The sequence below is a fragment of the Pelomonas baiyunensis genome (genome assembly GCF_043555935.1).
Lineage (GTDB): Bacteria > Pseudomonadota > Gammaproteobacteria > Burkholderiales > Burkholderiaceae_C > Pelomonas > Pelomonas baiyunensis.
Genome location: NZ_JBIGIB010000005.1, coordinates 130,023 through 152,069 on the forward strand (window position 1 = coordinate 130,023; position 22,047 = coordinate 152,069).

Annotated in this window: 19 protein-coding genes and 1 pseudogene; 6 read left to right on the forward strand and 14 right to left on the reverse strand. The window is 68.8% G+C overall.

Features of this window, described 5'->3' with window-relative positions; translation table 11 throughout:
- Positions 1 to 7: 7 nt before the first annotated feature.
- Both ACG01O_RS17465 and ACG01O_RS17470 read left to right on the forward strand, forming a co-directional pair.
- Positions 8 to 163: pseudogene (locus ACG01O_RS17465) on the forward strand (IS3 family transposase); the annotation flags it as partial.
- An 82-nt stretch (positions 164 to 245) separates the two neighbouring features.
- Positions 246 to 1,418, forward strand: a complete 1,173-nt coding sequence (locus tag ACG01O_RS17470) for a benzoate/H(+) symporter BenE family transporter (protein ID WP_394386577.1) — start codon at positions 246 to 248, stop codon at positions 1,416 to 1,418.
- 99 nt (positions 1,419 to 1,517) lie between these two features.
- Here the strand turns inward: ACG01O_RS17470 and ACG01O_RS17475 are convergent, their stop codons facing one another.
- From ACG01O_RS17475 to ACG01O_RS17495, 5 genes are all read right to left on the reverse strand, one after another.
- A complete protein-coding gene (locus tag ACG01O_RS17475) occupies positions 1,518 to 1,868 on the reverse strand; it encodes an RNA recognition motif domain-containing protein (RefSeq protein ID WP_394386578.1) in 351 nt (116 codons plus the stop codon).
- Between the two features lie 603 nt (positions 1,869 to 2,471).
- Positions 2,472 to 2,603, reverse strand: a complete 132-nt coding sequence (locus tag ACG01O_RS17480) for a hypothetical protein (RefSeq protein WP_394386579.1) — start codon at positions 2,601 to 2,603, stop codon at positions 2,472 to 2,474.
- A 90-nt stretch (positions 2,604 to 2,693) separates the two neighbouring features.
- Positions 2,694 to 3,476 (reverse strand): 3-hydroxybutyrate dehydrogenase, encoded by a 783-nt coding sequence (locus tag ACG01O_RS17485; RefSeq protein WP_394386580.1) that lies wholly within the window; start codon positions 3,474 to 3,476, stop codon positions 2,694 to 2,696.
- Positions 3,473 to 4,249, reverse strand: coding sequence for an acetoacetate decarboxylase (locus ACG01O_RS17490; protein ID WP_394386581.1), 777 nt, complete (start codon positions 4,247 to 4,249; stop codon positions 3,473 to 3,475). Before ACG01O_RS17490 ends, ACG01O_RS17485 begins: the two co-directional genes overlap by 4 nt.
- The gene (locus tag ACG01O_RS17495; RefSeq protein WP_394386582.1) at positions 4,246 to 5,451 is read right to left on the reverse strand and encodes a DUF3734 domain-containing protein; all 1,206 of its coding nucleotides are present in this window, start codon (positions 5,449 to 5,451) and stop codon (positions 4,246 to 4,248) included. The genes ACG01O_RS17490 and ACG01O_RS17495 overlap by 4 nt, the downstream gene beginning before the upstream one ends.
- Positions 5,452 to 5,790: 339 nt before the next feature.
- Between ACG01O_RS17495 and ACG01O_RS17500 the strand changes: the two genes are divergently transcribed.
- A complete protein-coding gene (locus ACG01O_RS17500; protein ID WP_394386584.1) occupies positions 5,791 to 6,927 on the forward strand; it encodes a zinc-binding metallopeptidase family protein in 1,137 nt (378 codons plus the stop codon).
- A gap of 102 nt (positions 6,928 to 7,029) precedes the next feature.
- Here the strand turns inward: ACG01O_RS17500 and ACG01O_RS17505 are convergent, their stop codons facing one another.
- The 3 genes from ACG01O_RS17505 to ACG01O_RS17515 form a co-directional block, all read right to left on the reverse strand.
- Complete coding sequence (locus tag ACG01O_RS17505; RefSeq protein WP_394386585.1) at positions 7,030 to 7,407, reverse strand: hypothetical protein; 378 nt, start codon at positions 7,405 to 7,407, stop codon at positions 7,030 to 7,032.
- A 225-nt stretch (positions 7,408 to 7,632) separates the two neighbouring features.
- Positions 7,633 to 9,939: a VIT domain-containing protein gene (locus tag ACG01O_RS17510; protein WP_394386586.1), complete on the reverse strand. Its 2,307-nt coding sequence runs from the start codon at positions 9,937 to 9,939 to the stop codon at positions 7,633 to 7,635.
- A gap of 51 nt (positions 9,940 to 9,990) precedes the next feature.
- Entirely contained in the window at positions 9,991 to 10,413 is a 423-nt protein-coding gene (locus ACG01O_RS17515) for a helix-turn-helix domain-containing protein (protein ID WP_394386587.1), read from the reverse strand.
- A 121-nt stretch (positions 10,414 to 10,534) separates the two neighbouring features.
- On the opposite strand from ACG01O_RS17515, the gene ACG01O_RS17520 reads away from it, so the two are divergent.
- On the forward strand, positions 10,535 to 11,017 hold the full coding sequence (locus tag ACG01O_RS17520; protein ID WP_394386588.1) for a GreA/GreB family elongation factor: 483 nt from the start codon (positions 10,535 to 10,537) through the stop codon (positions 11,015 to 11,017).
- A 51-nt stretch (positions 11,018 to 11,068) separates the two neighbouring features.
- Here the strand turns inward: ACG01O_RS17520 and ACG01O_RS17525 are convergent, their stop codons facing one another.
- Positions 11,069 to 11,944, reverse strand: coding sequence for a hypothetical protein (locus tag ACG01O_RS17525; protein ID WP_394386589.1), 876 nt, complete (start codon positions 11,942 to 11,944; stop codon positions 11,069 to 11,071).
- Between the two features lie 242 nt (positions 11,945 to 12,186).
- Positions 12,187 to 12,960 (reverse strand): SDR family NAD(P)-dependent oxidoreductase, encoded by a 774-nt coding sequence (locus ACG01O_RS17530; RefSeq protein WP_394386590.1) that lies wholly within the window; start codon positions 12,958 to 12,960, stop codon positions 12,187 to 12,189.
- Positions 12,961 to 13,103: 143 nt separating this feature from the next.
- Between ACG01O_RS17530 and gcvA the strand changes: the two genes are divergently transcribed.
- Entirely contained in the window at positions 13,104 to 14,018 is a 915-nt protein-coding gene (gene gcvA, locus ACG01O_RS17535; protein ID WP_394386591.1) for a transcriptional regulator GcvA, read from the forward strand.
- 60 nt (positions 14,019 to 14,078) lie between these two features.
- Here gcvA and ACG01O_RS17540 read toward each other — a convergent pair whose 3' ends face one another.
- Positions 14,079 to 15,158: a glycoside hydrolase 5 family protein gene (locus ACG01O_RS17540; protein ID WP_394386592.1), complete on the reverse strand. Its 1,080-nt coding sequence runs from the start codon at positions 15,156 to 15,158 to the stop codon at positions 14,079 to 14,081.
- Between the two features lie 277 nt (positions 15,159 to 15,435).
- Between ACG01O_RS17540 and ACG01O_RS17545 the strand changes: the two genes are divergently transcribed.
- Positions 15,436 to 16,422, forward strand: coding sequence for an ArsR/SmtB family transcription factor (locus ACG01O_RS17545; RefSeq protein WP_394386593.1), 987 nt, complete (start codon positions 15,436 to 15,438; stop codon positions 16,420 to 16,422).
- A gap of 16 nt (positions 16,423 to 16,438) precedes the next feature.
- Here the strand turns inward: ACG01O_RS17545 and ACG01O_RS17550 are convergent, their stop codons facing one another.
- The 3 genes from ACG01O_RS17550 to ACG01O_RS17560 all read right to left on the reverse strand — a co-directional run bounded on the left by ACG01O_RS17550 (position 16,439) and on the right by ACG01O_RS17560 (position 21,957).
- A complete protein-coding gene (locus tag ACG01O_RS17550) occupies positions 16,439 to 17,458 on the reverse strand; it encodes a glycoside hydrolase family 43 protein (RefSeq protein WP_394386594.1) in 1,020 nt (339 codons plus the stop codon).
- Positions 17,455 to 19,062, reverse strand: a complete 1,608-nt coding sequence (locus ACG01O_RS17555; protein ID WP_394386595.1) for a tryptophan halogenase family protein — start codon at positions 19,060 to 19,062, stop codon at positions 17,455 to 17,457. The genes ACG01O_RS17550 and ACG01O_RS17555 overlap by 4 nt, the downstream gene beginning before the upstream one ends.
- A gap of 117 nt (positions 19,063 to 19,179) precedes the next feature.
- Positions 19,180 to 21,957: a TonB-dependent receptor gene (locus ACG01O_RS17560; protein ID WP_394386596.1), complete on the reverse strand. Its 2,778-nt coding sequence runs from the start codon at positions 21,955 to 21,957 to the stop codon at positions 19,180 to 19,182.
- Positions 21,958 to 22,047: the final 90 nt, after the last annotated feature.

Genomic DNA, 22,047 nt, shown 5'->3' on the forward strand with positions numbered 1-22,047 from the left:
CTGCGTCTTCGTCAGCGACAGCCTGGCCAGTGGGCGGCGCATCAAGTGCCTGACCGTTACCGACGACTTCAGCCACGAGTGCGTGGACATCGCCGTGGACCACGGCATCGGCGGCGAGTACGTCGCGCGCGTGCTGGACCAGGTGGCGCGGTTCCGGGGCTATTGAGCCTCCTTGAAACCTGGGGCGGTTCACTTTACCGTCTGCCTGGACGCCTGGTTGGACGAACTGCCGCAGGGCTGAGCCCGTGCTCGCCGCGTTGCGCCGCGACCTGTCCCTGTCGGCCGTGGCCGCCGGCTTCCTTGCGGTGCTCATCTCGTACGCCGGGCCGCTGGTCATCGTGTTCCAGGCCGCACAGGCGGCCCAGGTGTCGCCGGAGATGACGGCGTCGTGGGTCTGGGCCATCTCGGTCGGCGCGGGTGTGAGCGGCATCGTGCTCAGCCTGTGGCTGAAGGCGCCCATCATCACGGCGTGGTCGGCGCCCGGCACAGCGTTGCTGATCACCCTGTCCCCGGGTCTGTCGCTCAACGAGGCCGTGGGCGCCTACCTGACGGCGGCCGTGCTCATCGGCTTCATCGGCCTTGCCGGGAGTTTTGACCGCCTCATGCGCCACCTGCCGCCGGCCATCGCCAGCGGCATGCTGGCGGGCATCCTGTTCCAGTTCGGCGCGCGGGCCTTCAAGGCCGTGGAGGGCGCACCCGTGCTGGGCCTGGGCATGGTGGCGGGCTACCTCGTGTTCAAGCGTTGGTGGCCGCGCTACCACGTGGTGGCCGTGCTGGCCCTGGGCCTGGCGCTCACGGCCGCCTTGGGGCAGTGGCCGGTGCATGCGCTGCGCTGGCAGTGGACAGTGCCCCAGTTCATCACCCCCGCGTGGTCGTGGGCGTCCACCCTCAGTCTTGCGCTGCCGCTGGTGCTGGTGAGCCTGTCGGGCCAGTTCCTGCCCGGCATGGCCATCCTGCGCACCGCGGGCTACGCCACGCCGGCGCGGCCCATCCTGGGCGTCACCAGCCTGGGTGCGTTGCTGACGGCACCGTTTGGTGGCATTGCCACCGTGCTGGCGGCCATCACCGCCGCGCTGTGCACCGGCAAGGAGGCGCACGCGGACCCGGCACGCCGCTACGTGGCGGGGGTGGCCAACGGCGTGTTCTACGTTCTGGCGGGCAGCCTGGGTGGCAGTCTGATCGCGCTGTTCCTGGCGCTGCCCCCGGTGCTGGTGGCGGTGTTGGCCGGGTTGGCGCTACTGGGTGCCATCGGTGCCAACCTCACGGCGCTGGCGCAAGACGCCGCCCACCGCGAGGCCGGCCTCATCACCTTTCTGGTGACGGCGTCGGGGCTGAACTTCTTGGGGTTGGCCTCAGCCTTCTGGGGTGTGGTGCTGGGGGGCGCGGCGTACGCGGTGCTGAGGCCGGCGCGCCCCTGACCCGCTGCGGCACGCCACGGATGTGGGGCCGGAGGCGGCGTCGCAGACGAAAAAAAACCGGCTCAGGCGAGCCGGTTTGCAGCAAGAGCCGCGAAGGCCTCAGTAGCGGCCACCGCCAAAACCACCCGTGCCGTAGCCGACATCCTTGCGATGGCTGGCGCGGTAGCCGGTTGTGCTGCGGGCGCCCGGCGCCGCGCGCTCTTCGCGGGGGCGCGCCAGGTTCACGGTGATGGCGCGGCCGTCCACCGACACACCGTTCAGGGCGCCGATCGCCGCCTGCGCCATGTCGGCCGACTCCATTTCCACGAAAGCGAAGCCCTTGGATTGGCCGGTGTCGCGATCCATCATGACCTTGGCAGACGACACGGTGCCGAACTCGGAGAAGTTGCTCCGCAGACTGGCATCGGTGACGGAATAGGGCAGGTTGCCCACGTAAATTTTGGTGCTCATGGAGGAGCCTTTCATGGAATCAGGGCGCATCGCGTCGCGATGCAGACGTGCGAACCGGAAGCTCGCTGCGGAGAAAGCGCCGGGCGGTGGTCAGCCATGCGCAGATCGTGGGGTGCCGGGCGGTTGGGGCTTGCAGTCCTGCAGCCAGCCTTGAGTGACGGCCAATACCCGGGCCGCGTGTCGCGACGCCAGCGTAGCGTCGACGCGGAGCACGGGGGGTGTGTCGGGCCTCGCACTGCGCGTGGCGGACGGTGAGCGAGGCACTGAAGCGACCCGTCTGGGCCTCGTGTGTCGCGGGCAAACGGCGGGGCGGCCCCAGGGCGAATTCGGTGTTTGAGATAAGGGGCAATCGGGTTGCGGGCCTGAGGGTGCCGGCACGAACTGGGGGTTCGTTGGTTTGCCGTTTTCGAGCCCGACATGGGCGACGGGGTGTCGCGCGGCTTGGACGGCAGGCCGGCGCCGGCTCACAAGGCGGTCAGCCTTGCCATCCAAGTTCAACGGCCGAATTATGCCTTCAAGTAATTTTGAGGCAATTTGATATCAAATTGGGTTTTAAAAGGCGGCTCCCGCCAACCCATTCGCTGGACGAAGCACACCGCGCCCTCATCCACGTTTCGCCTCCGCGGCCTCTCTCGCTGCCCGCTGCTCGGCATAGATGACATCGATCAACTCCCGCAGCAACACGATGTCGCTGGACTGATCCTGCAGCCGCGTGCTCATGATGATGGGCGACACGGCCTGCGGTTCGGCCAGCCCCCCCCTTGGGCATGTCCGTCACCTGCGTCGCCCCCCCCCACGTGGCGTTGGACTTCCCAACGGTGGGGGTCACTGCATGAACCAGCCATGGCTGACGACCAGCGACTGGCCGGTCAGCGCGTTGGACTCAAAACCCGCAAACAGCAGTGCCGCCTGGGCCACGTCTTGGACGGTTGTGAATTCACCGTCCACGGCGTCTTTCAGCATGACCTTCTGGACGACGTCGTCTTCGCTGATGCCGAGTGCCTGCGCCTGCTCGGGAATCTGCTTGTCCACCAGCGTTGTGCGTACAAAGCCGGGGCAGATGACGTTGGCCCGGATGCCGTGCTTGCCGCCTTCTTTGGCCACCGTTTTGCACAGGCCGATGAGCCCGTGTTTGGCTGTCACGTAGGCCGACTTCAGCACCGACGCTTCCTTGGAGTGCACCGAGCCCATGTAGATGACCGTGCCGCCGCGGCCGGACTTTTGCATCAGCGGAACGCAAGCCCGGGTGGTGAGGAACGCGCCGTCGAGGTGGATGGCAAGCATCTTTTTCCAGTCGGCAAACGGGAAGTCTTCGATTGGATGGACGATTTGGATGCCCGCGTTGCTCACCAGCACATCGACACCGCCCCACGCCGCGACAACCTCGGCGACGGCGGCGTTGACTTGCGCTTCGTCGGTCACGTCCATCGTCACGGCCATGGCGGCGCCGCCGCTTCCCGTGATCTCGCTCGCCGCGGCCTGCGCGGCCGCCCGGTTCAGATCGGCAATGACGACCCTGCCGCCTTCACGTGCGAAGGTGAGGGCGATTTCCTTGCCGATGCCGCTGGCGGCGCCAGTGACGAGGCAGACCTTGTCTTGAAGTTTCATGGTGTGGTGGACCTCAGGGGGCTGGGGGATGGCGGTGCGGCCAGGTAGTCATGCACAACGGTGCCGAGGCCCAGGGTCATGTCGGTCAGGAGGTGCATGGCGGAGACCACCTCCAACACCGGGAGCTGTGCCACCGGCGCCAGCGCGTGGTGCGCCAGTTCCAGAGCCGCGGGTCCGGTCCAGGCGCCTTTGACGGTGACGTCTTCCAGGAAATACCGCGCCAACTCGCAGATGCGCGGGCTGCCGTCCACGTGGGGAATGATCTTCAGCAGGTAGTTCGCCCCCAGCAGCCCGCGACGCACCGGCTCGGTGTCCAACACGCGGTGCTTGTAGCCCATCGTGGCTGTGGCCACGCGCATCGGACCGTAGTCCAGGGTGCCCAGCAACGTGTCCGTTTCCACCGCGAGGCGCGGCGAGGCCAGTTTCTTGGGGAAGCCCCACAACTCGCGGCCGCCTGCGATGGGGGCCTCGTCGTTCAAATACTTCGCGTGAACGTAGCCGCCGGGTTCGCCGTCGAACGTGACCGGGATCACCTGGCCCGACTCGGTGTAGTCGCCGAAGCCGGTGGAATCGGGCATGCGGATGAACTCGTACTTCACCACTGGCTCGGTCAGTTGCAGCGGCTCGGGCACCACCGCGCGCAGCGCGTCCGGGTCGGTGCGGTACGTGACGATCAGGAACTCGCGGTCGATGAAGCGGTACGGCCCAGGCGGAAACGCCGGGCTGGTGAGGGGCATGGCGAAGGCATTGCGGGCGACGTCTGCAGCGTTCATGCGGTGGTGGGGGTTTTGGCTTGCGGGCGGATCTTGTCGACGGTGGGAGCGTCGGCCGAGAGGTCGAACACACGCACGCCGGAGGCCATGCGTTGGCGCTGGGTCCAGCGCGGGTCCAGCAGCGTGCGGGCCATGTCCGTTCGGCCACTTTCCCAATGCTCCTGCATCGACAGGCGCGAGAACTCATAGTCCTTGGCCTGGGTCTCGTAGTGCTTGCTGCGATAGATGAGGTGCACCACATCCACCGCCGCATCGCAGCGCAGACGGACCAGCGCGAGGGCATCCGGGTCGTTGCGCAACTTCGCGGGCAACTTGGCCAGCAGCCGGTGGGCGGCCTGTGCAAGAGCTTGGCGCTCCAACTGGTGGGCGGTGTTCAAGCGCGTGCGGCTGGAGTAGCGGATGTCCTTCTCGCGCTCTGTGACTTCGGGCAGCGTCGTCGGCAGTTCGCCGCGTGCCGCGAACAGGTCCACCTGGAATACCGTGCGGCGGCGCTCACCAGGCTCATCCAGCACGTACTGCAGCGGCGTGTTGGACACCAAACCACCGTCCCAGTAGTGCTGTCCGTCAATTTCCACGGGCGCGAAGCCGGGCGGCAGCGCGCCGCTGGCCATCACGTGGCGCGCGTCCAGTCGTTGCTTGGCCGAGTCGAAGTATTCGAAGTTGCCGGTGCGCACGTTCACGGCACCGACGGACAAGCGCACCGCGCCGCTGTTGATGCGGTCAAAGTCCACCAACTGCTCCAGCGTCTCGCGCAGCGGCGAGGTGTCGTAGTAGCTGATCGCCTGGAGAGTGCCGCGCGGTTGCCACGGCGCGGGCGGCACGCGTGGCGCGAAGAAGCCCGTCACACCGAGCCAGATGGCGCCCGCGGCACGCGCTTCGTTCGAGGCCTCGCGCCCCGTGACGGCGCTGAGCCACCGTGTCCAGTGTTCCGTGCCCGGCAGCTGCGGCACGGAGCTAACCCGATCCCAGAAGGCGCGCAAGCGCTGCACCCGCATAGCCGCAGGGTTGCCCGCAATCAGTGCTGCGTTGATGGCGCCGATGGAAATGCCCGCAAGCCAATTCGGTTCCTGTTGCACGGTGGCCAGCGCCTCAAACACGCCGGCTTGGTAAGCCCCAAGGGCTCCCCCGCCTTGCAGCACCAGGATGCAGTCTTCGGCACCGTTGTCGGCAGAGAGTGCGGATGCTTTGCGTGTCGGAGCCATGGCGGGTCAGCTTAGGTGGGACGCTTGCGCGCGCATGTCATCCAACACGCCGTCGTCCGGTTCAGCCGTCCTACGCGGGCTTCCTTGCCCACCGACCCTCGGCGGCCGGTTGAAGCGTGGCGCTCTGGCGCCAGCACGTGCTGATTCAGGCGCGGCTGATTCGGGCTCGGCGTGTTGTCTGATGGGTGCGGCGTGGCGCGAGCCCTAGCGTGGAGTTTCAAGCGCCGCGAGGTGTCGTCGAGTCCGGAGCGTGCTCGGTGGTGGGCAAGCCTTCAGGCACGGACGCCTGGCGGCATTGGATCGTCGATCAGCGTAGCCAACCCACCCTCCCACACCCTCATGAAACGATTCAGCTGTGCGCGCTGCGGTGCGCGTGTCTTCTTTGAAAACGTCGTGTGTGAGGCCTGTCAGGCGCAGCTCGGGTTCATTCCCGATGAGTTGACGATGGGCGCGTTCGACGCTGGACCGGCGCCCAACGGGGCGTGGGTTCGCCTGTCCGCGGTTGCGCCGCACCTCCACCGCAGATGCGCCCACCACAGTCCCCCGTTGGGCTGCAATTGGATGGTCCGGGCCGACGATGTGGATCCGCTGTGTGTGTCGTGCCGGACCACCGAAGTCTTTCCCGCGCTCGACAAGCCCGAGAACGGGGCGCATTGGTCTCGCATCGAGGCGGCCAAGCGGCGCATGACCTATGGGTTGCTGTCATTGGGCCTGCCCGTGCCCAACCAGAAGGTGGACCCGCTCGATGGCGTTGCGTTTCATTTCCTCGAGCAAACCAACCCTCAGGCGAAGGTGCTGACAGGCCACGACCGTGGCCGGATCACCCTGAACATCGCCGAAGCGGACGATGCGCATCGCGAGCACGTGCGCACCCGCCTGGGCGAGCCGTATCGCACGCTGCTGGGGCACTTCCGCCACGAGATCGGGCACTACTACTGGGACCGCCTCATCGCCCACACTCCTTGGCAAGATCGCTTCCGTGCGCTGTTTGGCGACGAGCGGGCCGACTACCGTGAGGCCCTGCAGCGTCACTACGCAGGCCCGTTGACCGATTGGGCTGACGCGTTCATCAGCGTCTACGCCAGCTCCCACCCCTGGGAGGACTGGGCCGAATGCTGGGCCCACTACCTGCACGTGTGGGATGGGCTGGAAACCGCGTCAGCGTGGGGCCTGCGGCTGGACGGTGCAGTGCCCAATCTGCCGCCAGTTCACGCGCGCGCCATGCCCGCGGACGCGCCAGACTTCAAGCACCGCGTGGTTGCCGACTGGCTGCCCATCTCTCAGTTCAGCAATGCCATGTCCCGCAGCATGGGCGCGCACGACGCCTATCCGTTCGTCATGGCCGACCGGGTGCTGGAGAAGTTGGACTTCATCCACGAGGCGATTGCCGCCGGCGTGCGCGGTGAGTTGGCGATGAACTTCGGACGCGGGGCGCTCACGGCGCCTCAACTGGCGCTCGAACAGGCGTGCTCGTGAGTGACACCGCCACCGCGCGAACCCGTGACGGCTGGGCGATGCTCGTTGGGTCTGTGCGGGCCTGGATGCGATTGCGGTCGGTTGGCACCGCAATGAATCGGACTAACGCGTGGCCTGCACGCACGACACCTTGCCCGTCCAGCGTTTCTGAATCTGCGGCACCATCTCGCAGAGCATGTCGCTTTCCTGCACTGTGACGCCCCAATAGAGCATGCGTGTCTCGCGCTCTTCGGGCTTGCCGCGGGCCAGGGCCATGTAGGTGACGAAGGTGGGCTGGTTGGCGAACAGGCGCGCCATGCGGGCATCCAGCTCGGTCTTGCACTCGGTGGATTTGACGGTGCCGGTGACGCCCTTGCGGGCGCTGGCGTCCAGCACGGTCTGCACCATCTTGGCTGCGGCGGTGTCGCACTCGGTCTGGCTGGCCGTGGCCACCAGCACCACCGAGTTGATGACCCGGCCGCTGTCACCCTTGAGGTCCACCTTGGTCTCGGCGTACTCGGGCCGCTCGATGACGGCGGGGTTGGCCTGCTGTTGCTAGCGCTCCTGCCGCGTCTTGTAGGTGAAGTAGGCCGAGGCGGCGACCAGCAGCACGAGGATGATCTTCTTCATGGGCGTTCCGGGGCGAAGGAGGCGCGAAGTATCCGGGTTCGGCGGCACCCGCCTTCATCGGGCCGCCGTCGTCCTCCGCCCGCCGCCGCGGGTCGATCAGACCGCCGCGGGTCGCAGCGCACCGGCCGGGCGGCGCTGCCGCGGGTTGCACCCGTCGTCCAGGCCGTAGAGGCCGAGCGCTTGGTCGAGCAGGCCCATCGCGGTGTGCACGAGGCTCTGGTCCACCGGGCTCAGCGGTGCGGTCAGCGCGTTGCGGAGGGCGGGGTCGTGCAGGCCGCTGGGGCGGGTGTTGATCCAGTGGCCCAGCAGCAGCCACGCCATCGACGGCTCGGACACGAGAGCGCCCACCTCGGCAATCGCCGCGAGCAGGTCGTCATGCAGTGAGAGTGCGCGGCAGGTGGCGTCGAGCGACGCGCCGTGGGGCTGGGGCGCTCGGAGGAAGGCGTGGATGGCTTCGGCCACCTCGCGTAGCGTTGCGAATGGGGCTGCGCTCGGCTGCGCACGCAGGAAGGCCGGGGCGGGCGCATTGGCGTCTTCGCCGTCATCGAAGAAGGCCAGCGAGAACTTGATCTCCGGCGGCGCGGCGCCGGGCCGGGCTTGGCGGGAGGGCGAAGGCATCGCCGCCACCGTCTGCAAGGTCGGCGCGGCGCGCACGGTTGACGTGGCGCCCCATCCGGCGGCCAGCATCGACGAGACCTGGTGCAGCTCGGCTTCATCCGTGGCTTGGTCTTCCGCCGCGCGCACGTGCACGAGGATGCAGTGGGTCTGGTCCGACAGCAGTTGGTGGCTCAGCGCCAGGGCCAAGGCTTCGGGCGCGTCGGGGGCATCGATTTGCGCCATGCGGTGCGCCGCTGCCATGCGCGGCAGCGTGGCTCCCCCTGACTCGGCGTGGGTGCTGGTGCGGGCCAGCGTGGCGCGGCGGCCGTCGCTGTCGCCGGTGGCCATCAAGCAGGGCGTCAGGGCGCAGGGCGCGGCAAAGCCCGCGAAGGCGATGACGGTGTCGCCGCCGTAGACGCTGCGCGGCAGCCGCGTCTGCCACACCGGCGTGGCGCCCCAATCCACCGTCGCTTCGGCGTGGCGCGGCTGGCGCATGCGCGTCAGCATGCGGCGGGCCGCGGCTTCCAGGGCCTCGCCGGGCGTCACGAACTCGGCGGCGCCGCCGGTGGCTTCCGCCAGGCGGCGCAACGGCCCTTCGGCAGGGCAGGAGCCCAGACCGATGATGAAGAGCCGGTGCTGGCTGGCCTGGGCGCTCGCGATGACGGCGTCAATCTCCCAGATTTCGCCATCGGTCAGGAGCAGGACGTCTTGGGTCGCCAGTTGGGACGGGGCCTCCAGCGCGAACACGGCGCGCAGGGCCAGCGCCATTTCGGTGCCGCCGAGGTCGGCCTCCATGCGGGCCAGCGCAGGCTGCACGTGGTGCTTGACCTCGGCCACGGCCCGGCTCGGGGGCAGCAGGTGTTCGACCGTGGAGCCGAAGCGTGTGAGGCTGAGACTGTCCGCGTCGCCGAGCTGGTGCAGCACGCCGTGCAGCACCGACTTGGCCGACGCCAGGCTGTCGCCCGCCATGGAGCCGGAGCAGTCCACCAGCAGCTTGAGCGCGAGCGCCGCGCGCGGCGTTTCCAGCGGCGGCTGGAAGGCGGCCAGGGCCACGAAGCCGGCGTTCGGCGCGGCCCGGTCTTGCGAGGTGACGAGCAGCGACGGCACCGGGCCGGCCGGCTGGACGCTGAACACCACATCGCGGTCCAGCCACGCGCCGGGGGCGAGTCGGTAGCGGCGGCCCTCGGCACACGGCTCCACGGCCACGCGGTGGGTGGCGCATTCCACCGCCGCGTCGCCCAGGCCCGCGCCGACCACCACCGACACCTCCAGCGGGTACGCAGCGTGCAGCGACGCGGTGGGCACCTGCTGCGGCTGCAGGCCGGCTGCGGTCGGGTTGCCGTGGCGCGGCGCGATCGTTGTGGGGATGCTGAGCCGCAGCCGGCCCTGCTCGAAGCACAGCAGCTGGGCGTATCGCAGCTCGATGACCAATTCGTCCTGCGGCTTGAGGTTGCCGATGTTGGCGGTGTGCAGCCCATCGCCCAGGGCCTGCAGCATCACCGGCGCATTGCCCTCACGCAGCGCCTCTTCATAGCGCTGCTCGGCCTGCTGCCGGCGCACCACCTGGCCCTGCATGCGCTGGCCGTTGAGCTCGGAGGCGAAGCCGAGCAACACCGCCTGACTCGGCAGCGGGAAGGTGTAGACCACCTCGAGGTTCTGCCGCGAGGCGTTGCGATAGGTTTGGCGCACCGTCAGTTCCAGCAGCACGCCGTCCAGCACCCCGTGGGCCTGGACGCCGCACAGCACGGGCCGGGGGGCCTCGTCGTCGACGGGGGTCAAAAGGAAGGCGGCGGTGTCGTGGCTCATGTGTTCTCTCCCTGTGAATGCATCGGTGGGCGTGTCGCCCGGCGGGCGCGGTCAGCGTGCGCGCACCTGGTGGTACAGCTGAGTCAGGCCCTGCAGCAGCGCCCGCAGTTGCTCGGGCGACAGGCCCGCGCGGCCGGGCTCGACGTGCAGCTCCAGGCCATCCACCAGCGTCATGCGGCTCCACACCTCCACCGCGCCGGGCTCCGTCCGCTGGCGCGGTGGGTCTTCCGGCGCGCCTTGCATCAGCGCGCGGATGCGGTCGAGGCTGTGGCCCGCCTCGCTGAAGCGCCGGATTTGCAGCAACTGGTCCAGGTGGCGCTGCAGGTAGTGCGCCCCGCGCTTCTCGCCTTCGGGCCGGTCCAGCAGGCCTTGGGCGATGTAGAAGCGAATGGTGCGGGGGCTCACCCCGGTCAGGCTGGCCAGGGTGTCGAGGGACAGGCGGTCTGCGGCGCTGTCAGGCGTGGGCTGTTCCATGGCGTCACTATGCAACAGTTAAATGCGACACGCAACTGTCGTAAAAACGATTTTTTAGCACCCGGGGCTCGACCCGCGTCAGGCGGGCGGCTGCGCGCGGCCGGCGCGCTACGCTGTCGCCATGGACAAGACTTGGCTGCACGAGCAGGTGCTGGCGCGTCTGGCGGAAGACCTGAGGCAGGCCGAACAGGCTGCACGCACCGCCCACGAGACGGCCACGCACGAAGAAAACATTGCCGAGAACAAATACGACACCCTCGGCCTGGAGGCCGCGTACCTCGCCACCGGCCAGGTGCGCCGCGCTGAAGCGATCGCCCAGGCGATGGCGGGCTGGCGGCGGTTTCGGCCGGCGGCGTACGACGCTGACCGCGGCATCCAGCTCGGCGCCTGGGTGTGCCTTGTTGATGCGGCCGGCCAGCAGCAACAGCTCTATGTGGGCCCGCCGGGCGGCACCATGAGCTTGACGCGGGGCGACCAGCGGGTTCAGGTCATCAGCCCCGACGCGCCGCTGGGCCAGGCGCTGCTGGGCAAGGTCGAGGGCGACGACGTCAGCCTGCAGTTGGGCGCCAGCCGCCAATGGTTTGAGGTGCTGTGGGCGGCCTGAGGACGGTGTCCGGGCCGCCCGTTCAGCCGCCGTAGTTGAACGGGCGAGAGCTCAGCCCCGCCGCTCGAACCGCGGCCACAAGCGCTTGACCAACGCTGCAGCCTCGCTTTGCTCTTGCGCCGAGTACGGCGGATCCGCCGGTTTGGGTGGCGTCAGGCCGTTGAGGGGCGGCAGCACGTTCTTCAGGATCAGCAAGTCCATCAGCCGGGTGTACGCCGCCCGTTCCACGCGCGACTGGCCCAGGTCCTGCAGGACCATCAACGGCACCACCATCTCCTCGCCGTGTTCGGCGTCGGCGCGCAGTGCCTGCAGCGCACGCGCCAGTTCGGCCGGCGTGCGGGTCTCGCGGTTGAGGCTGTCGTAGTAGGCCAGGCCCGCGCCGGGCACCTTGGCCTCCAGCGCGCGGGCCACCAGCGCGGGGTACTGCGCGCGCAGCTCAGGCGTGAGCGTCTGGCAATAGCGCTGGTTCTGGCGCTCCTTGTTGATCATCTCGGTCTGGGCCGATTGCGCCATGACGATGCGGTACTTCGGGTGCGTGCCATTGAGCATGGCCTCGACATCCCGTTCCGGGTTGCAGCCGGCAATCCGCCGCGCGGCTTCCAGCGCCTGCTCCGGGTCGCCGCTGTCGAGTGCGCGTTGCACCAAGGGGGCGTAGCCCGCCGAGCCGAAGCCCGGCTCGGCCGGTGACAGGGTGGCGAGTGCCGCGCCGCTGGCGGCCGTCGGTGTGGCCTCGGCAACCGACGGTGCCGCGCTGGCGGCGGCTGCTGCCTGGGGCAGGGCCAGGTGGCTGCCGCTCGCGCCCGGCGCTGACGCGGCATCGGCCGCGGCGGGCGCCGGGGCGCCGAGGCCATAGCCCTGCCATGCGGCCCAGGCCAGCACGGCGACCGCGGCGGCGCCGCCCGCCGCCCACATCCGCCGCGCGCTCATGCGAGGCGTCCAGCCCGTGTGGCCTGCGAGGGCCGGGCGTGGGTACAGCCGGGGAGAGGGCCGGCGAGAGGGCTGGGGAGCAGGTCAGCGAGAGGGCCCGCAAGAGGGCCGCAGCAAGTAGTCATTCGCATCGTGGCACTGGGGCGAAGGAAACGGTGCGGCGAGCATAGCCACGCGTGTGCCCAGTTGACCTCAACTTCGCCCTGCCACCCTGCCATCCTGGGGGGACGGCCGCGTGGCCCTCAGTTGCGGCCGGCCATCACGCCGCCGTCCACGTCCCAGATCGCGCCGGTCACCCAGGAGGCGTGGTCGGACAGCAGGAAGCTCACCACATGGGCCACGTCCGCCGGCGTGCCGACCCGGCCGATCGGGTGGAAGGCGTTGAAGCCCTGCAGGGTCTCGTGCACCTGCGTCTTCGGGATGAAGCCTTCGTAGATCGGCGTTTGCACCACCGCCGGTGACACCGCGTTGACGCGGATGCGGTGCGGCGCCAGCTCCATGGCCAGGTGCTGCGTCAGCGCATGCAGGCCCGCCTTGGCCATGGAGTAGGCCGACGACGGCGTGGCCGCAATGGCCTGCCGCGCCCACATCGAGCCGATGTTGACGATGGCGCCGGGCCGGCCCTGGGCCACCCATTGCGACGCCACTTGTTGGGTGAGGAAGAAGGTGGCCTGGTTCAGCTGCATGTACATCTCGTAGTCCGCTGCCTGGTGCTCCAGAAAGGGCTTGGGGAAGAACACGCCTGCGGCGTTGACCAGCAGGTCGACGTCGGCGTGCTCGGCCGCGAGGGTCTGCCGCAGGGCCGCGACGCCGGCGGGGCTGGCGAGGTCGGCCGTGATCGCCTCCACTGGGCCCAGCGTGGCGAGTGCCTCGCGGGCCGCGGCGGCCTTGTCGGCGCGGTGGCCCACGACGACGGCGCGACCGCCTTGCGCCAGCACCTGGCGTGCGACTTCCAGCCCCATGCCGCTGGTGCCGCCGATGACCAACAGTTTCTTTCCTTCAAATGATGTGCTCATGATTGCCTTTCAACTCGGTTGGAGACGCCGGCCTCACGAAAGTGCGCTTTGCATACGGGCCGAACGGAGTGAATTCTTTGGAAAGCGCGCACGCCCGACAAACCAGATAAATTGCGCCATCGACAAAGAAAAACTTTTGCGACATGACGAAGCTGGTGCACCTGAACGCCTTGCGGGCCCTGGAGGCCAGCGCCCGCCACCGCAGCTTTGCGGCCGCTGCTGCTGAGCTGCATGTGACGCCGGCGGCGGTGGGCCAGTTGGTGCGCACGTTGGAAGCCTGGCTGGGCACGCCGGTGTTCCATCGCAGCAGCAGCGGGCGTGAGCGGCTGGTGCCGACCGAGGCGACGGAACTCGCGCTGGCGGACATCCGCGCCGGCTTGGACCGGCTCACGCTGGGGCTGGAGCGGCTGAAGGAGGGCTCGCCCCACGGCGTGTTGACGGTGACCGTGAGCCCGGCGTTCGCCGCCAAGTGGCTGCTGCCGAGGATCGACAGCTTCCACCGCGCCTGGCCTGACACCGAGGTGCGGCTGGACACCAGCTTGAAGCCGGTGGACCTGGCCGCGCACGGGGTGGACATCGGCGTGCGCTACGGTGCGGGCCAGTGGCCCGGGTTCACGGCCGAGAAGCTGCTGGAGGAGGAGATCTACCCGGTCTGCTCCCCCCGCTGGCTGGAGGGTGCGCGCCGGCTGCGCCGCCCGAGCGACCTGCTGGCTGAGACACTGATCCATGACCTGTCGATGGACGGCGACGCCGGGTTCCCGACCTGGGCGGCCTGGCTGCGCGCAGCGGGCGTGACCGGGGCGCCGCGCGGGCGTGGCACGCGCATCAACAACGCAGCGGCCGTGCTGCAGGCGGCCGTCGAGGGGCAGGGCGTGGCCCTGGGCCGCAGCGTGATGGCGCGCGACGACGTGGCCAGCGGGCGGCTGGTGCGCCTGTTCCCGCAGGTGTCGTTCTCGTCACCGCGGGCCTACTTCATCGTGTACCGCCCGCAGTGCAGCGGCGTGCCGCGACTTCAGGCGTTTCGGGATTGGCTGCTGGAGCAAGCGCGGAGCCGCTGACGCCTGGCCATGGCGTTAGCCTTTGGGCGGCGTGAACCGCCCTGCACCGGCCGGTGTGCCTCAGCGTGTGCCCACCGCCTCGGCGTGGGCCCTCAGGCAGTGCACCTCGGCCGCCCGGTAGGGCGTGCCGTCGGTGTGCAGCACGTCGTGAAACCAGGTCCAGATGCCGTCGGGCATGCGGTTGTACGGGTGCACCCAGCTGCCCCACGGGTAGCGGGTTTGCGACAGGCCGTCCACAAAGCCCCAATTGATCATGCCCACGCGGTGCTGTGCGGCCACGGGCAGGGCGGTGTCGAACGCGGAGCCCTGGCTGCGTGCCATGTACTCGGTGCACAGCAACGGGCGGCCCCAGGTTTGCAGCTGGCGGATGCGGGCTTCCAGCTTCTCGGGCCACGAGTAGTCGTGGAAGCTGGTCACATCGCTTTGCGTGAGCTGGGTGCGCTGGATGGGGCTGAGCGTGGTGCTGGTGGCGGACCAGTCCTCCCCGATCCAGACGCCGCTGGTGAGCGGCTGCGAGGGCGCCGCGCTGCGGGCCCAGTCGAACACCAGGGGCAGCAGCGCGGTGACGGCTTCGGTCTTGCGCGGGGTTTCCACCGCGTCATAAAAGCCAAAGCCGCCGCCGCTGTTGTCCGGCTCGTTCCACACGTCCCACACCGCCACGCGCGGGTCTTGGGCGAAGTGGCCCACGATGTCTTGCACGTAGCCGCGCAGGCTGTCCAGGTGCTGTTCGTAGCTGTTCAGGATGACAGCGCCAGGCCCCTGCACCCAGCCGCTGTTGTGCACGCCGGGAATGGGCGGGCGCTGCGGGCCGAGGTGGTGCACCGGGCTCCAGCAGGAATCGAACAGCACGAACATCGCGCGGATGCCGTGGCGCTCGGCAACCGTCAGGAAGCGGTCAATGCGGCGCTTGAAGTCGGCCGCGTCGGCGCGCCACAGCGCGTCGTGCAGGAACACCCGCATCATGTTCATGCCCAGGCCGGCGGCCCAGCCGAGCTCGAGGTCGATGCGGGCTTCGTCCAGGTCTTGCCAGAGGGCCAGCTGGTTGATGGCGTTGGCGGGCACGTAGTTGGCGCCCAGCGGCAGGGGTTGGCGTTGAAACCAGTCGTGCGCGGCCTGCGCGGTCCAGGGGGAAGGGGTCATGTCAAAGGCCAGGGTGATGGGCCGGGCTGCGCTCCGGGCCGGGGTGGCGCGCAGCACGGCAAAGACCGGCGGGCGGTCGGGATCGAGGCGTTGCCGCCTCCGGAGGAACGGGAATGGGGGCGTTTGTCGCGAATGCAGCCGGAACGAAGCGCGCCGCTGCGAGCGCCCTGTTCGGTGGGAGTGGTGCCAAGCTCACCTGGGGTAGACGAGTGCCAGCGGGGGTGGGCGCCCGTCCATAAAATCGCGAGCTTCTTGGAAACAAAGACCGGGGTCGGGGATGGCAATCGACGGTGGGCGCGTGTTGATGGTGGACGGCGAGTCCGTCGTGCCGGTGGCCAAGGCGCTGGCGCTGGAAACACGCCAGGCCATCCTGGGCCTGCTGACCAACCAGGTGCTGAACGTGAGCGACCTGGCGGAGGCGATGAACCTGCCGCACTCCACCATCAGCTCCAACATCAACCTGCTGCAGGCCGTGGGCCTGGTGGCGGTGGAAACCGAGCCCGGCACGCGCGGCACGCAAAAGCTCTGCCGCAAACGCTACGACGCCATCCTCATCCAGCTGCCCGGCGCGGCGGTGGAGCAAGACGCCGATGTGGTGTCCATCAGCATGCCCATCGGCAGCTACCGGCACGTGGAGGCCAAGCCCACCTGCGGGCTGGTGAGCGAGAACAAGATCATCGGCATGCTGGACGACACGCGCAGCTTCTTCGAGCCGGAGCACGTGAACGCGCAGCTGATCTGGTTCGCGCAGGACGGCTACATCGAATACGCGCTGCCCAACAACCTGCCGTTCGGTGCCAGCCCGAAGTCCATCCAGCTCAGCGTGGAGATCTGCTCCGAGGCGCCGCAGTTCAACCCCGACTGGCCCAGCGACATCACGCTGTGGGTGAACGACGTGGAGGTGGGCACCTGGACCTGCCCCGGTGACTACGGCGGCACGCGGGCCGCGTTCACGCCCGACTGGTGGCCGCTGGAGCGCACCACGCATGGGCTGCTCAAGCAATGGACCGTGAGCGAAGCCGGCACCTTGATCGACGGCGTGCACCTGTCGGGCGTGACCATCGAGCAGCTGCAGCTCACCCGCGCCAACCACATCAAGGTGCGCTTCGGCGTGAAGCCCGATGCCAAGCACCGCGGCGGCCTCAATCTGTTCGGCCGCAAGTTCGGCAACTACCCGCAAGACTTGCTGACGCGCATTGCCTTCACCCCGGCGCGCGCGCATGACGACGCCGCGGCCAAGGCGCCGCCTCGAACTACCGTTTGAGCGCACGGCTTCGGCCTCAGGGCATGAGGCTGGGGCCGGTCACCGTGGGCACGCCGTTCACCCAGTCCACCTTGTCGATGTACAGGTAGCGCACTGAACCGCGCGCGCCGCTGGCCGTGACCTGCCAGGCGGCATAGGCCATGTAGTCAGTGCCGCCCACGTTGAACAGTGCGTTGTGGCCAGGCCCGATCAGCGGCGGCGTGCTGGTGAGGTTGCTTTTCAGCACCGGGTTGCCCGGGTGCAGCGTGCACGGGCCCATCGGGCTGGTGCAGTGGGCCAGGCCCAGCGCGTAGGCGGCTGAGTCGTAGGCGTTGCCCGAGTAGAAGAGCTGGTAGGCGCCGTCGCGCTTCCACATGAAGGGCGCCTCGATCACGTGGGCCGCCCAGGCCTCGGTGTTGCGGAACAGCGGCACGGCCGGGCCGGCGAGGCTCAGGCCGTCAGCACTCAGCTTTTGCGCGTAAAGCGTGGTGGGCTGGCCGCAGCAGTTGCCGTCGTTCTTGGCGTAGAGGTAGAGCTGGCCGTCGCTGTCGAGAAAGGGGCTCGCGTCGATGGTGCCGCCCTCGGCCACCTGGCACAGCAGCGGTGCGTTGCGCTTGTCCACAAAGGGGCCGGCTGGCTGCGTGCCCTCGGCCACGCCCACGCACTGCTTGCCGCTGGCGTTGTCGCGGCCCGTGTAATAGAGCAGGTAGCGGTTGGCGGCGAGCTTGAGCACCTCGGGTGCCCAGATGTCGGGCGTGGCAGCACGCACCCAGGGGGCGAGGGTGGGCATGGCGTCGGGCTGGCGCGTCCAGTTCACGCGGTTGGCGGAGCTGAGCAGCTGCACATGCGCGCCGTTGCCGTTGGTGGCGTAGGCGTAGCTGGTGGCGCCGTCCACCAGCACGAAGGGATCGGGGAAGTCGCCAATGCTGCTGGTGGTGGCGAGGTTGGGCGTGGGTGTGGCGGGCGCCGGGCTGGCGCCGCCGCCGCTGCCGCCGCAAGCGGTGAGGCTGTGGGCCAGCAGCCAGGCCAGGCCCAGGGTGGCGAGGGGGTGTTTCATGCGGTGGGTTCCAGAGGGTGAGCCGTGGGGGCCATGCGGGAGGCGAGGGCCGTGGGGGCGGGGGCTGGGCAGTGCCGGGCGATGTAGGCCTCGTGCGTGGGCATCTGTGGCACGCAGCGTTGGATGATGTCGCGGGTGTTCTGCAGGTGGTGTCGCACGGCGTGGTCGTCCACCACATCCACCAGTGGAAAGTAGCCCTCGGCGCGCAGCCCCTGGCCGTGCATGACCTGCAGCCAGCTCACCTCGGTGAAGAGCTCGTCCGCTTCGCGGAACACGCGGCCGTGGGCGCGGTAGAGGTCCATCTTGGCGCGCAGCGTGTCGGGGATGCTCAGCTGCCGGCAGTGGCGCCAGAAGGGGCTGTCGTCGCGCAGGGTCTGGTGGTAGTGCAGCACCAGGAAGTCGCGGATGCGTTCCCACTCGAAGCGGGCCTGGCGGTTGTACTCGGCAATCACCACGGGGTTGAATCCGCGGTCCGGGAAGAACTGCAGCAGCTTCAGCAGCGCCGTGTGCACGAGGTGGATGCTGGTGGACTCCAGCGGCTCCATGAAGCCGGCCGCCAGGCCCAGTGCCAGCACGTTGCCCACCCAGGGTTGCTTGCGCATGCCGGTGGTGAAGCGCAGCGTGCGCGGCTCGGCCAGCGGCTCGCCGTCGAGGTTCGTCAGCAGCAGGTGCGTGGCTTCGTCCTCGCTCATGAAGCGGCTGCAGAACACGTGCCCGTTGCCGATGCGGTGCTGCAATGGAATGCGCCACTGCCAGCCCGCCGTGTGCGCGGTGGAGCGGGTGAAGGGCAGCAGCTGCGGCGCCGGTGCGCAGGGCACGGCAATGGCGCGGTCGCAGGGCAGCAGGTCGCTCCAGTCCTCGAAGCCGCTCTTCAGCGTTTGCTCGATCAGCAGCCCCTGAAAGCCTGAGCAGTCCAGGAAGAAGTCGCCCGCCACCACGGCGCCGCTGGCCAGTTGCACGCTGCGCACATGACCGTTGTGATGCTGGTGCACCTGCACGACTCGGCCCTCGGTGCGCTGCACACCGCGGCCCTCGCTCACGCGGCGCAGGAAGCGGGCGTAGAGGTGGGCGTCGAAGTGGAAGGCATAGGCGATGTCGGCCAGCGGCGAGGGGCCGAACTCGGTGGTGGGGCGCATGAAGCGCCCGGCGAGTGCCGCCTGGTGGCCGATGGAATAGTCGTCCAGGTCTTGCGCGGTACCGCGCTGCCAGTGCTTTTGCCAGTAGTCCTCAAACCGGGTGGAGTGCAACGCCTGCCCGAACCAGCCAAAGCCATGGAAGTAGCGGTGGCCGCGCTCGCGCCAGTTCACGAACTCGATGCCCAGCTTGAAGGTGCCCTGCGTTTCTCGCAGGAACTCGTTCTCGTCCAGCCCCACGGCTTTGTTGAACTGCTGGATCATCGGGATGGTGGCTTCCCCCACCCCCACGGTGCCGATGTCGTCTGACTCCACCAGCTCGATCTGCACCCGGCCCCGCAGCACCTTGGACAAAGCGGCCGCCGCCATCCAGCCGGCCGTGCCGCCGCCCACGATGACGAGCTTGCGCAGCAGCGGGCCGTCGGCGTTGGCCGCGGGGGCGGAGGCATCGTGGAGCAGCGGTTCAGCCATGGCGGGTCGGGGTGGGGTCACCGGGGCGTGTCAAAAAAGGCCGTGCGGCCATTCGGGAGGAAGGGTCCGCACGGCAACTCTCGCCCTGATGAGAGATCGTTGGAACCAGTGCGGCGTTTACAGCTTGACCCGCAGGCCCACGCTGTAGGTGCGCGGCTGGTAGCGGATGTCGCGCGGCCGGTAGACCGAGTCCATGTAGCTCTCGTAGTGCTGCGCCGTCACGTTGAGCGCGTCGAACTGCAGCGACAGCGACTCGGTCAGCCGGTAGCCCACGCCCAGGTCCACGTAGGTGCTGGCCTTGACGTAGTTGCTGGTCGAGATCTGGCCGCCGTTCAGGCCTTCGAGGTACTTGTCGCGGTGGTTCACCGACACGCGGCCGGTCAGGCCGTCCTTCTCGTACAGCAGCGAGAGGTTGATGTTCTTCTTGGACACGCCGAACAGGTCGCGCCGCGAGAAGGAGGTCTGCTCCACGTTGTCGGCCACATCGGTCTTGCCGTCGATGTAGGTGAAGTTGGCCGATGCGCCGAAGCCGCTCAACCAGCCGGGCAGGAAGTCCAGGAACTTCTGCGCCGTCAGCTCGTAGCCCTTGAGGTTGCCCTTGCCGGCGTTGAACGGGCGGCCGATGTCGCTGGGCGCGCCGTTGATGGTTTCGCGGCGGGTCAGGCCGTACACGTAGCCGTCGATCTTGCGGTAGAAGGCCGCGCCCTGCACGAAGCCGTTGCGGGCGAAGTAGTACTCCAGGCTGAAGTCCAGGCTCTGCGACTTCACCGGTTTCAGGTCCGGGTTGCCCGAGCCGCCGTGGCCCACCGGCACGTTGGGCGGGTTGGCCGGCGTGAGGGCCAGCGCGGGGTTCAGGTCGCCGAAGTTGGGGCGCGAGATCGTCTTGCCCGCCGCCACGCGCGACACCCAGTTGTCGCCCCAATCGATGCGCAGGTTCACGCTGGGCAGCACGTTGGTTTCGGCGGTGTCGATGTCGAACGGCGTGAAGGTTTCGGCGTGGGCCACGCCGCTCGCGTCGGTGTAGGCGCCGGTTTGGTTGATGCCCTTGAGGTTGCGCTTGAGGTGCACCACGCGCAGGCCGGCCACGCCGGAGAGTTCCACGCCGCCCAGCGCGGTGACGAAGCGGCCGGCGCCGTGCAGCGTGACCGTGTCTTCCTTCTGCTTGAACATGCGGTTCGGGTCTTCCGCCAGCCGGCCGGTGTTGAAGCCGTAGTAGCTGCGGATCTTGTCGGTCTGGTCCAGCAGGTAGTCCACCGAGGGCGTGAGGAAGGCGCCGCCCAGGCGGTCGATGCCGGGCACCAGGCTCTCGATGCCCGCGCCGAAGATGTCGGTGGGCTTGGGGCGCTGCGAGTTCAGGCCGCCACCGGGTACGTCGCGGCCGCTGTCGGCACCGTGCGCCTCGGCCTTGTGCGACGACAGGCGCAGCCCGCCCAGCAGCTCGGGCAGCCAGCTGTGGCCGGTCTGGTAGCTCACGTCGTTGCGCCATTGCAGCTGGCGGCCGATGCCGTCGTGCCAGTTCTGGTTCAGCGCCCGCAGGCGGAACTGGTTGGCGTCCAGGAAGGGCGTGGCGCTGTTCGGGTTGGTCACCTTGAAGCCGCCGTGGCCCTGCTCGTCATAGAACCAGACCTGGGCGCTGGGGAAGATGATGGCCTGGTCCAGCACGATGTCGTCCACCTTGAACTTGGAGTACGACAGCGCCGCGTCGGACTCGACCTTCAGCGGCCCGCTGCGGTACACGCCGCCCACGTTCCACATGGCCGTGGTGGTCTTCATGTCACGGGCCTGCGTGCTGTCGAAGGTGTACGGGTCCACGCTGTAGACGCCGCTGGCCGGGTTGGTTTCGGCCGGGAAGTAGCCGCTCAGGATGGGGCAGACATTGCCCTTGTTGGTGTTGCACCAGGGGCCTTGCGGGGCCGTCACCAGGTTCTTGGCGGCGGGCGCCCAGCCGGTGATGTTGCCGATGTAGTCTTCCTCGGTGCGGGCCTTGTAGCCCATGTACACCAGCTGCGTGTTCAGCTCCAGCTCCTGGCTGGGCTTCCACTGCAGCGCAGCGTGGGCGCTGGGGCGCTCCACCTTGCCCTGGTTGTACACACCCCCCACGTGGCCCATGGAGCCCAGGGCCGCGCCGGCCGGGGCGGTGCCCGAGAAGTTGCGCTCGCCTGTGCCGTCGGCGCGCACGTTCCAGATGTGGTCGGGCACGTCCACCCACTGCACGGCGTGGTTGAAGTGCTGGCGCTTGTAGGTGGCGTCCAGCAGCACGCCCACCTCGCCCAGGGGCGTGTGCCAGCGGTTGCTGACCAGCCCGCCGATCGTGGGGTTGTTCAGGTCGGGGCCCGCATTGCCGATGGGGTTCACGCGGTCCAGCTTGGCGTAGAAGGTGGTCACCAGGCCCTTGTTGTCGAAGGGCAGGCGGGTGCGCACGTTCAGCAGGCCGGCAATGCCGCCTTCCAGCTGGCCCGGGGTCTGGGCCTTGAACACGTCCACGCCGGCGATGCTGTCGACCGGCAGGTCTTGATACGCCAGGCGGCGGCCCTCGGCGGTGAAGATTTCGTGGCCGTTGAGCGTGGTGGCCACGTCGGGCAGGCCGCGGATGAGCACCGAGGTCACGTCCGCCTTGTCGCGGCCCACCTGCACGCCGGCCACGCGCTGCAGCGCCTCGCCCAGCGTCTTGTCCGGAAACTTGCCGATGTCTTCGGCGCGGATCGCGTCCATCACCTGATCAGCGTTGCGCTTGGCCTCCTGGGCCTTTTCCAGGCTCTGGCGCAGGCCCTGGACGCTCACGGTCTCCAGCTGCTTCACATCGGCCGCGTCGGCGGCCATGGCGCCCGTGGGGGCCATGATTGTCGCGATCATCGCCGCGATGGCGATGGGGGAACTCTTGAAGGGCACCTTCACCTGTTGTCTCCTGTGTATGGTCTGCCGTCTGGAGGGCGAGACACCTTGGCGCTCTTCGGCACACATCGGTGAGGGGCTCGGCGCGACCCC

Excerpts from the sequence above, each read along its gene's own strand:
- ACG01O_RS17475 (WP_394386578.1), bottom strand. The coding sequence starts at position 1,868 with ATGAGCACCAAAATTTACGTGGGCAACCTGCCCTATTCCGTCACCGAT.
- ACG01O_RS17485 (WP_394386580.1), bottom strand. The coding sequence starts at position 3,476 with ATGAAACTTCAAGACAAGGTCTGCCTCGTCACTGGCGCCGCCAGCGGC.
- ACG01O_RS17490 (WP_394386581.1), bottom strand. The coding sequence starts at position 4,249 with ATGAACGCTGCAGACGTCGCCCGCAATGCCTTCGCCATGCCCCTCACC.
- ACG01O_RS17495 (WP_394386582.1), bottom strand. The coding sequence starts at position 5,451 with ATGGCTCCGACACGCAAAGCATCCGCACTCTCTGCCGACAACGGTGCC.
- ACG01O_RS17500 (WP_394386584.1), top strand. The coding sequence starts at position 5,791 with ATGAAACGATTCAGCTGTGCGCGCTGCGGTGCGCGTGTCTTCTTTGAA.
- ACG01O_RS17510 (WP_394386586.1), bottom strand. The coding sequence starts at position 9,939 with ATGAGCCACGACACCGCCGCCTTCCTTTTGACCCCCGTCGACGACGAG.
- ACG01O_RS17515 (WP_394386587.1), bottom strand. The coding sequence starts at position 10,413 with ATGGAACAGCCCACGCCTGACAGCGCCGCAGACCGCCTGTCCCTCGAC.
- ACG01O_RS17520 (WP_394386588.1), top strand. The coding sequence starts at position 10,535 with ATGGACAAGACTTGGCTGCACGAGCAGGTGCTGGCGCGTCTGGCGGAA.
- ACG01O_RS17525 (WP_394386589.1), bottom strand. The coding sequence starts at position 11,944 with ATGAGCGCGCGGCGGATGTGGGCGGCGGGCGGCGCCGCCGCGGTCGCC.
- ACG01O_RS17530 (WP_394386590.1), bottom strand. The coding sequence starts at position 12,960 with ATGAGCACATCATTTGAAGGAAAGAAACTGTTGGTCATCGGCGGCACC.
- gcvA (WP_394386591.1), top strand. The coding sequence starts at position 13,104 with ATGACGAAGCTGGTGCACCTGAACGCCTTGCGGGCCCTGGAGGCCAGC.
- ACG01O_RS17540 (WP_394386592.1), bottom strand. The coding sequence starts at position 15,158 with ATGACCCCTTCCCCCTGGACCGCGCAGGCCGCGCACGACTGGTTTCAA.
- ACG01O_RS17545 (WP_394386593.1), top strand. The coding sequence starts at position 15,436 with ATGGCAATCGACGGTGGGCGCGTGTTGATGGTGGACGGCGAGTCCGTC.
- ACG01O_RS17550 (WP_394386594.1), bottom strand. The coding sequence starts at position 17,458 with ATGAAACACCCCCTCGCCACCCTGGGCCTGGCCTGGCTGCTGGCCCAC.
- ACG01O_RS17555 (WP_394386595.1), bottom strand. The coding sequence starts at position 19,062 with ATGGCTGAACCGCTGCTCCACGATGCCTCCGCCCCCGCGGCCAACGCC.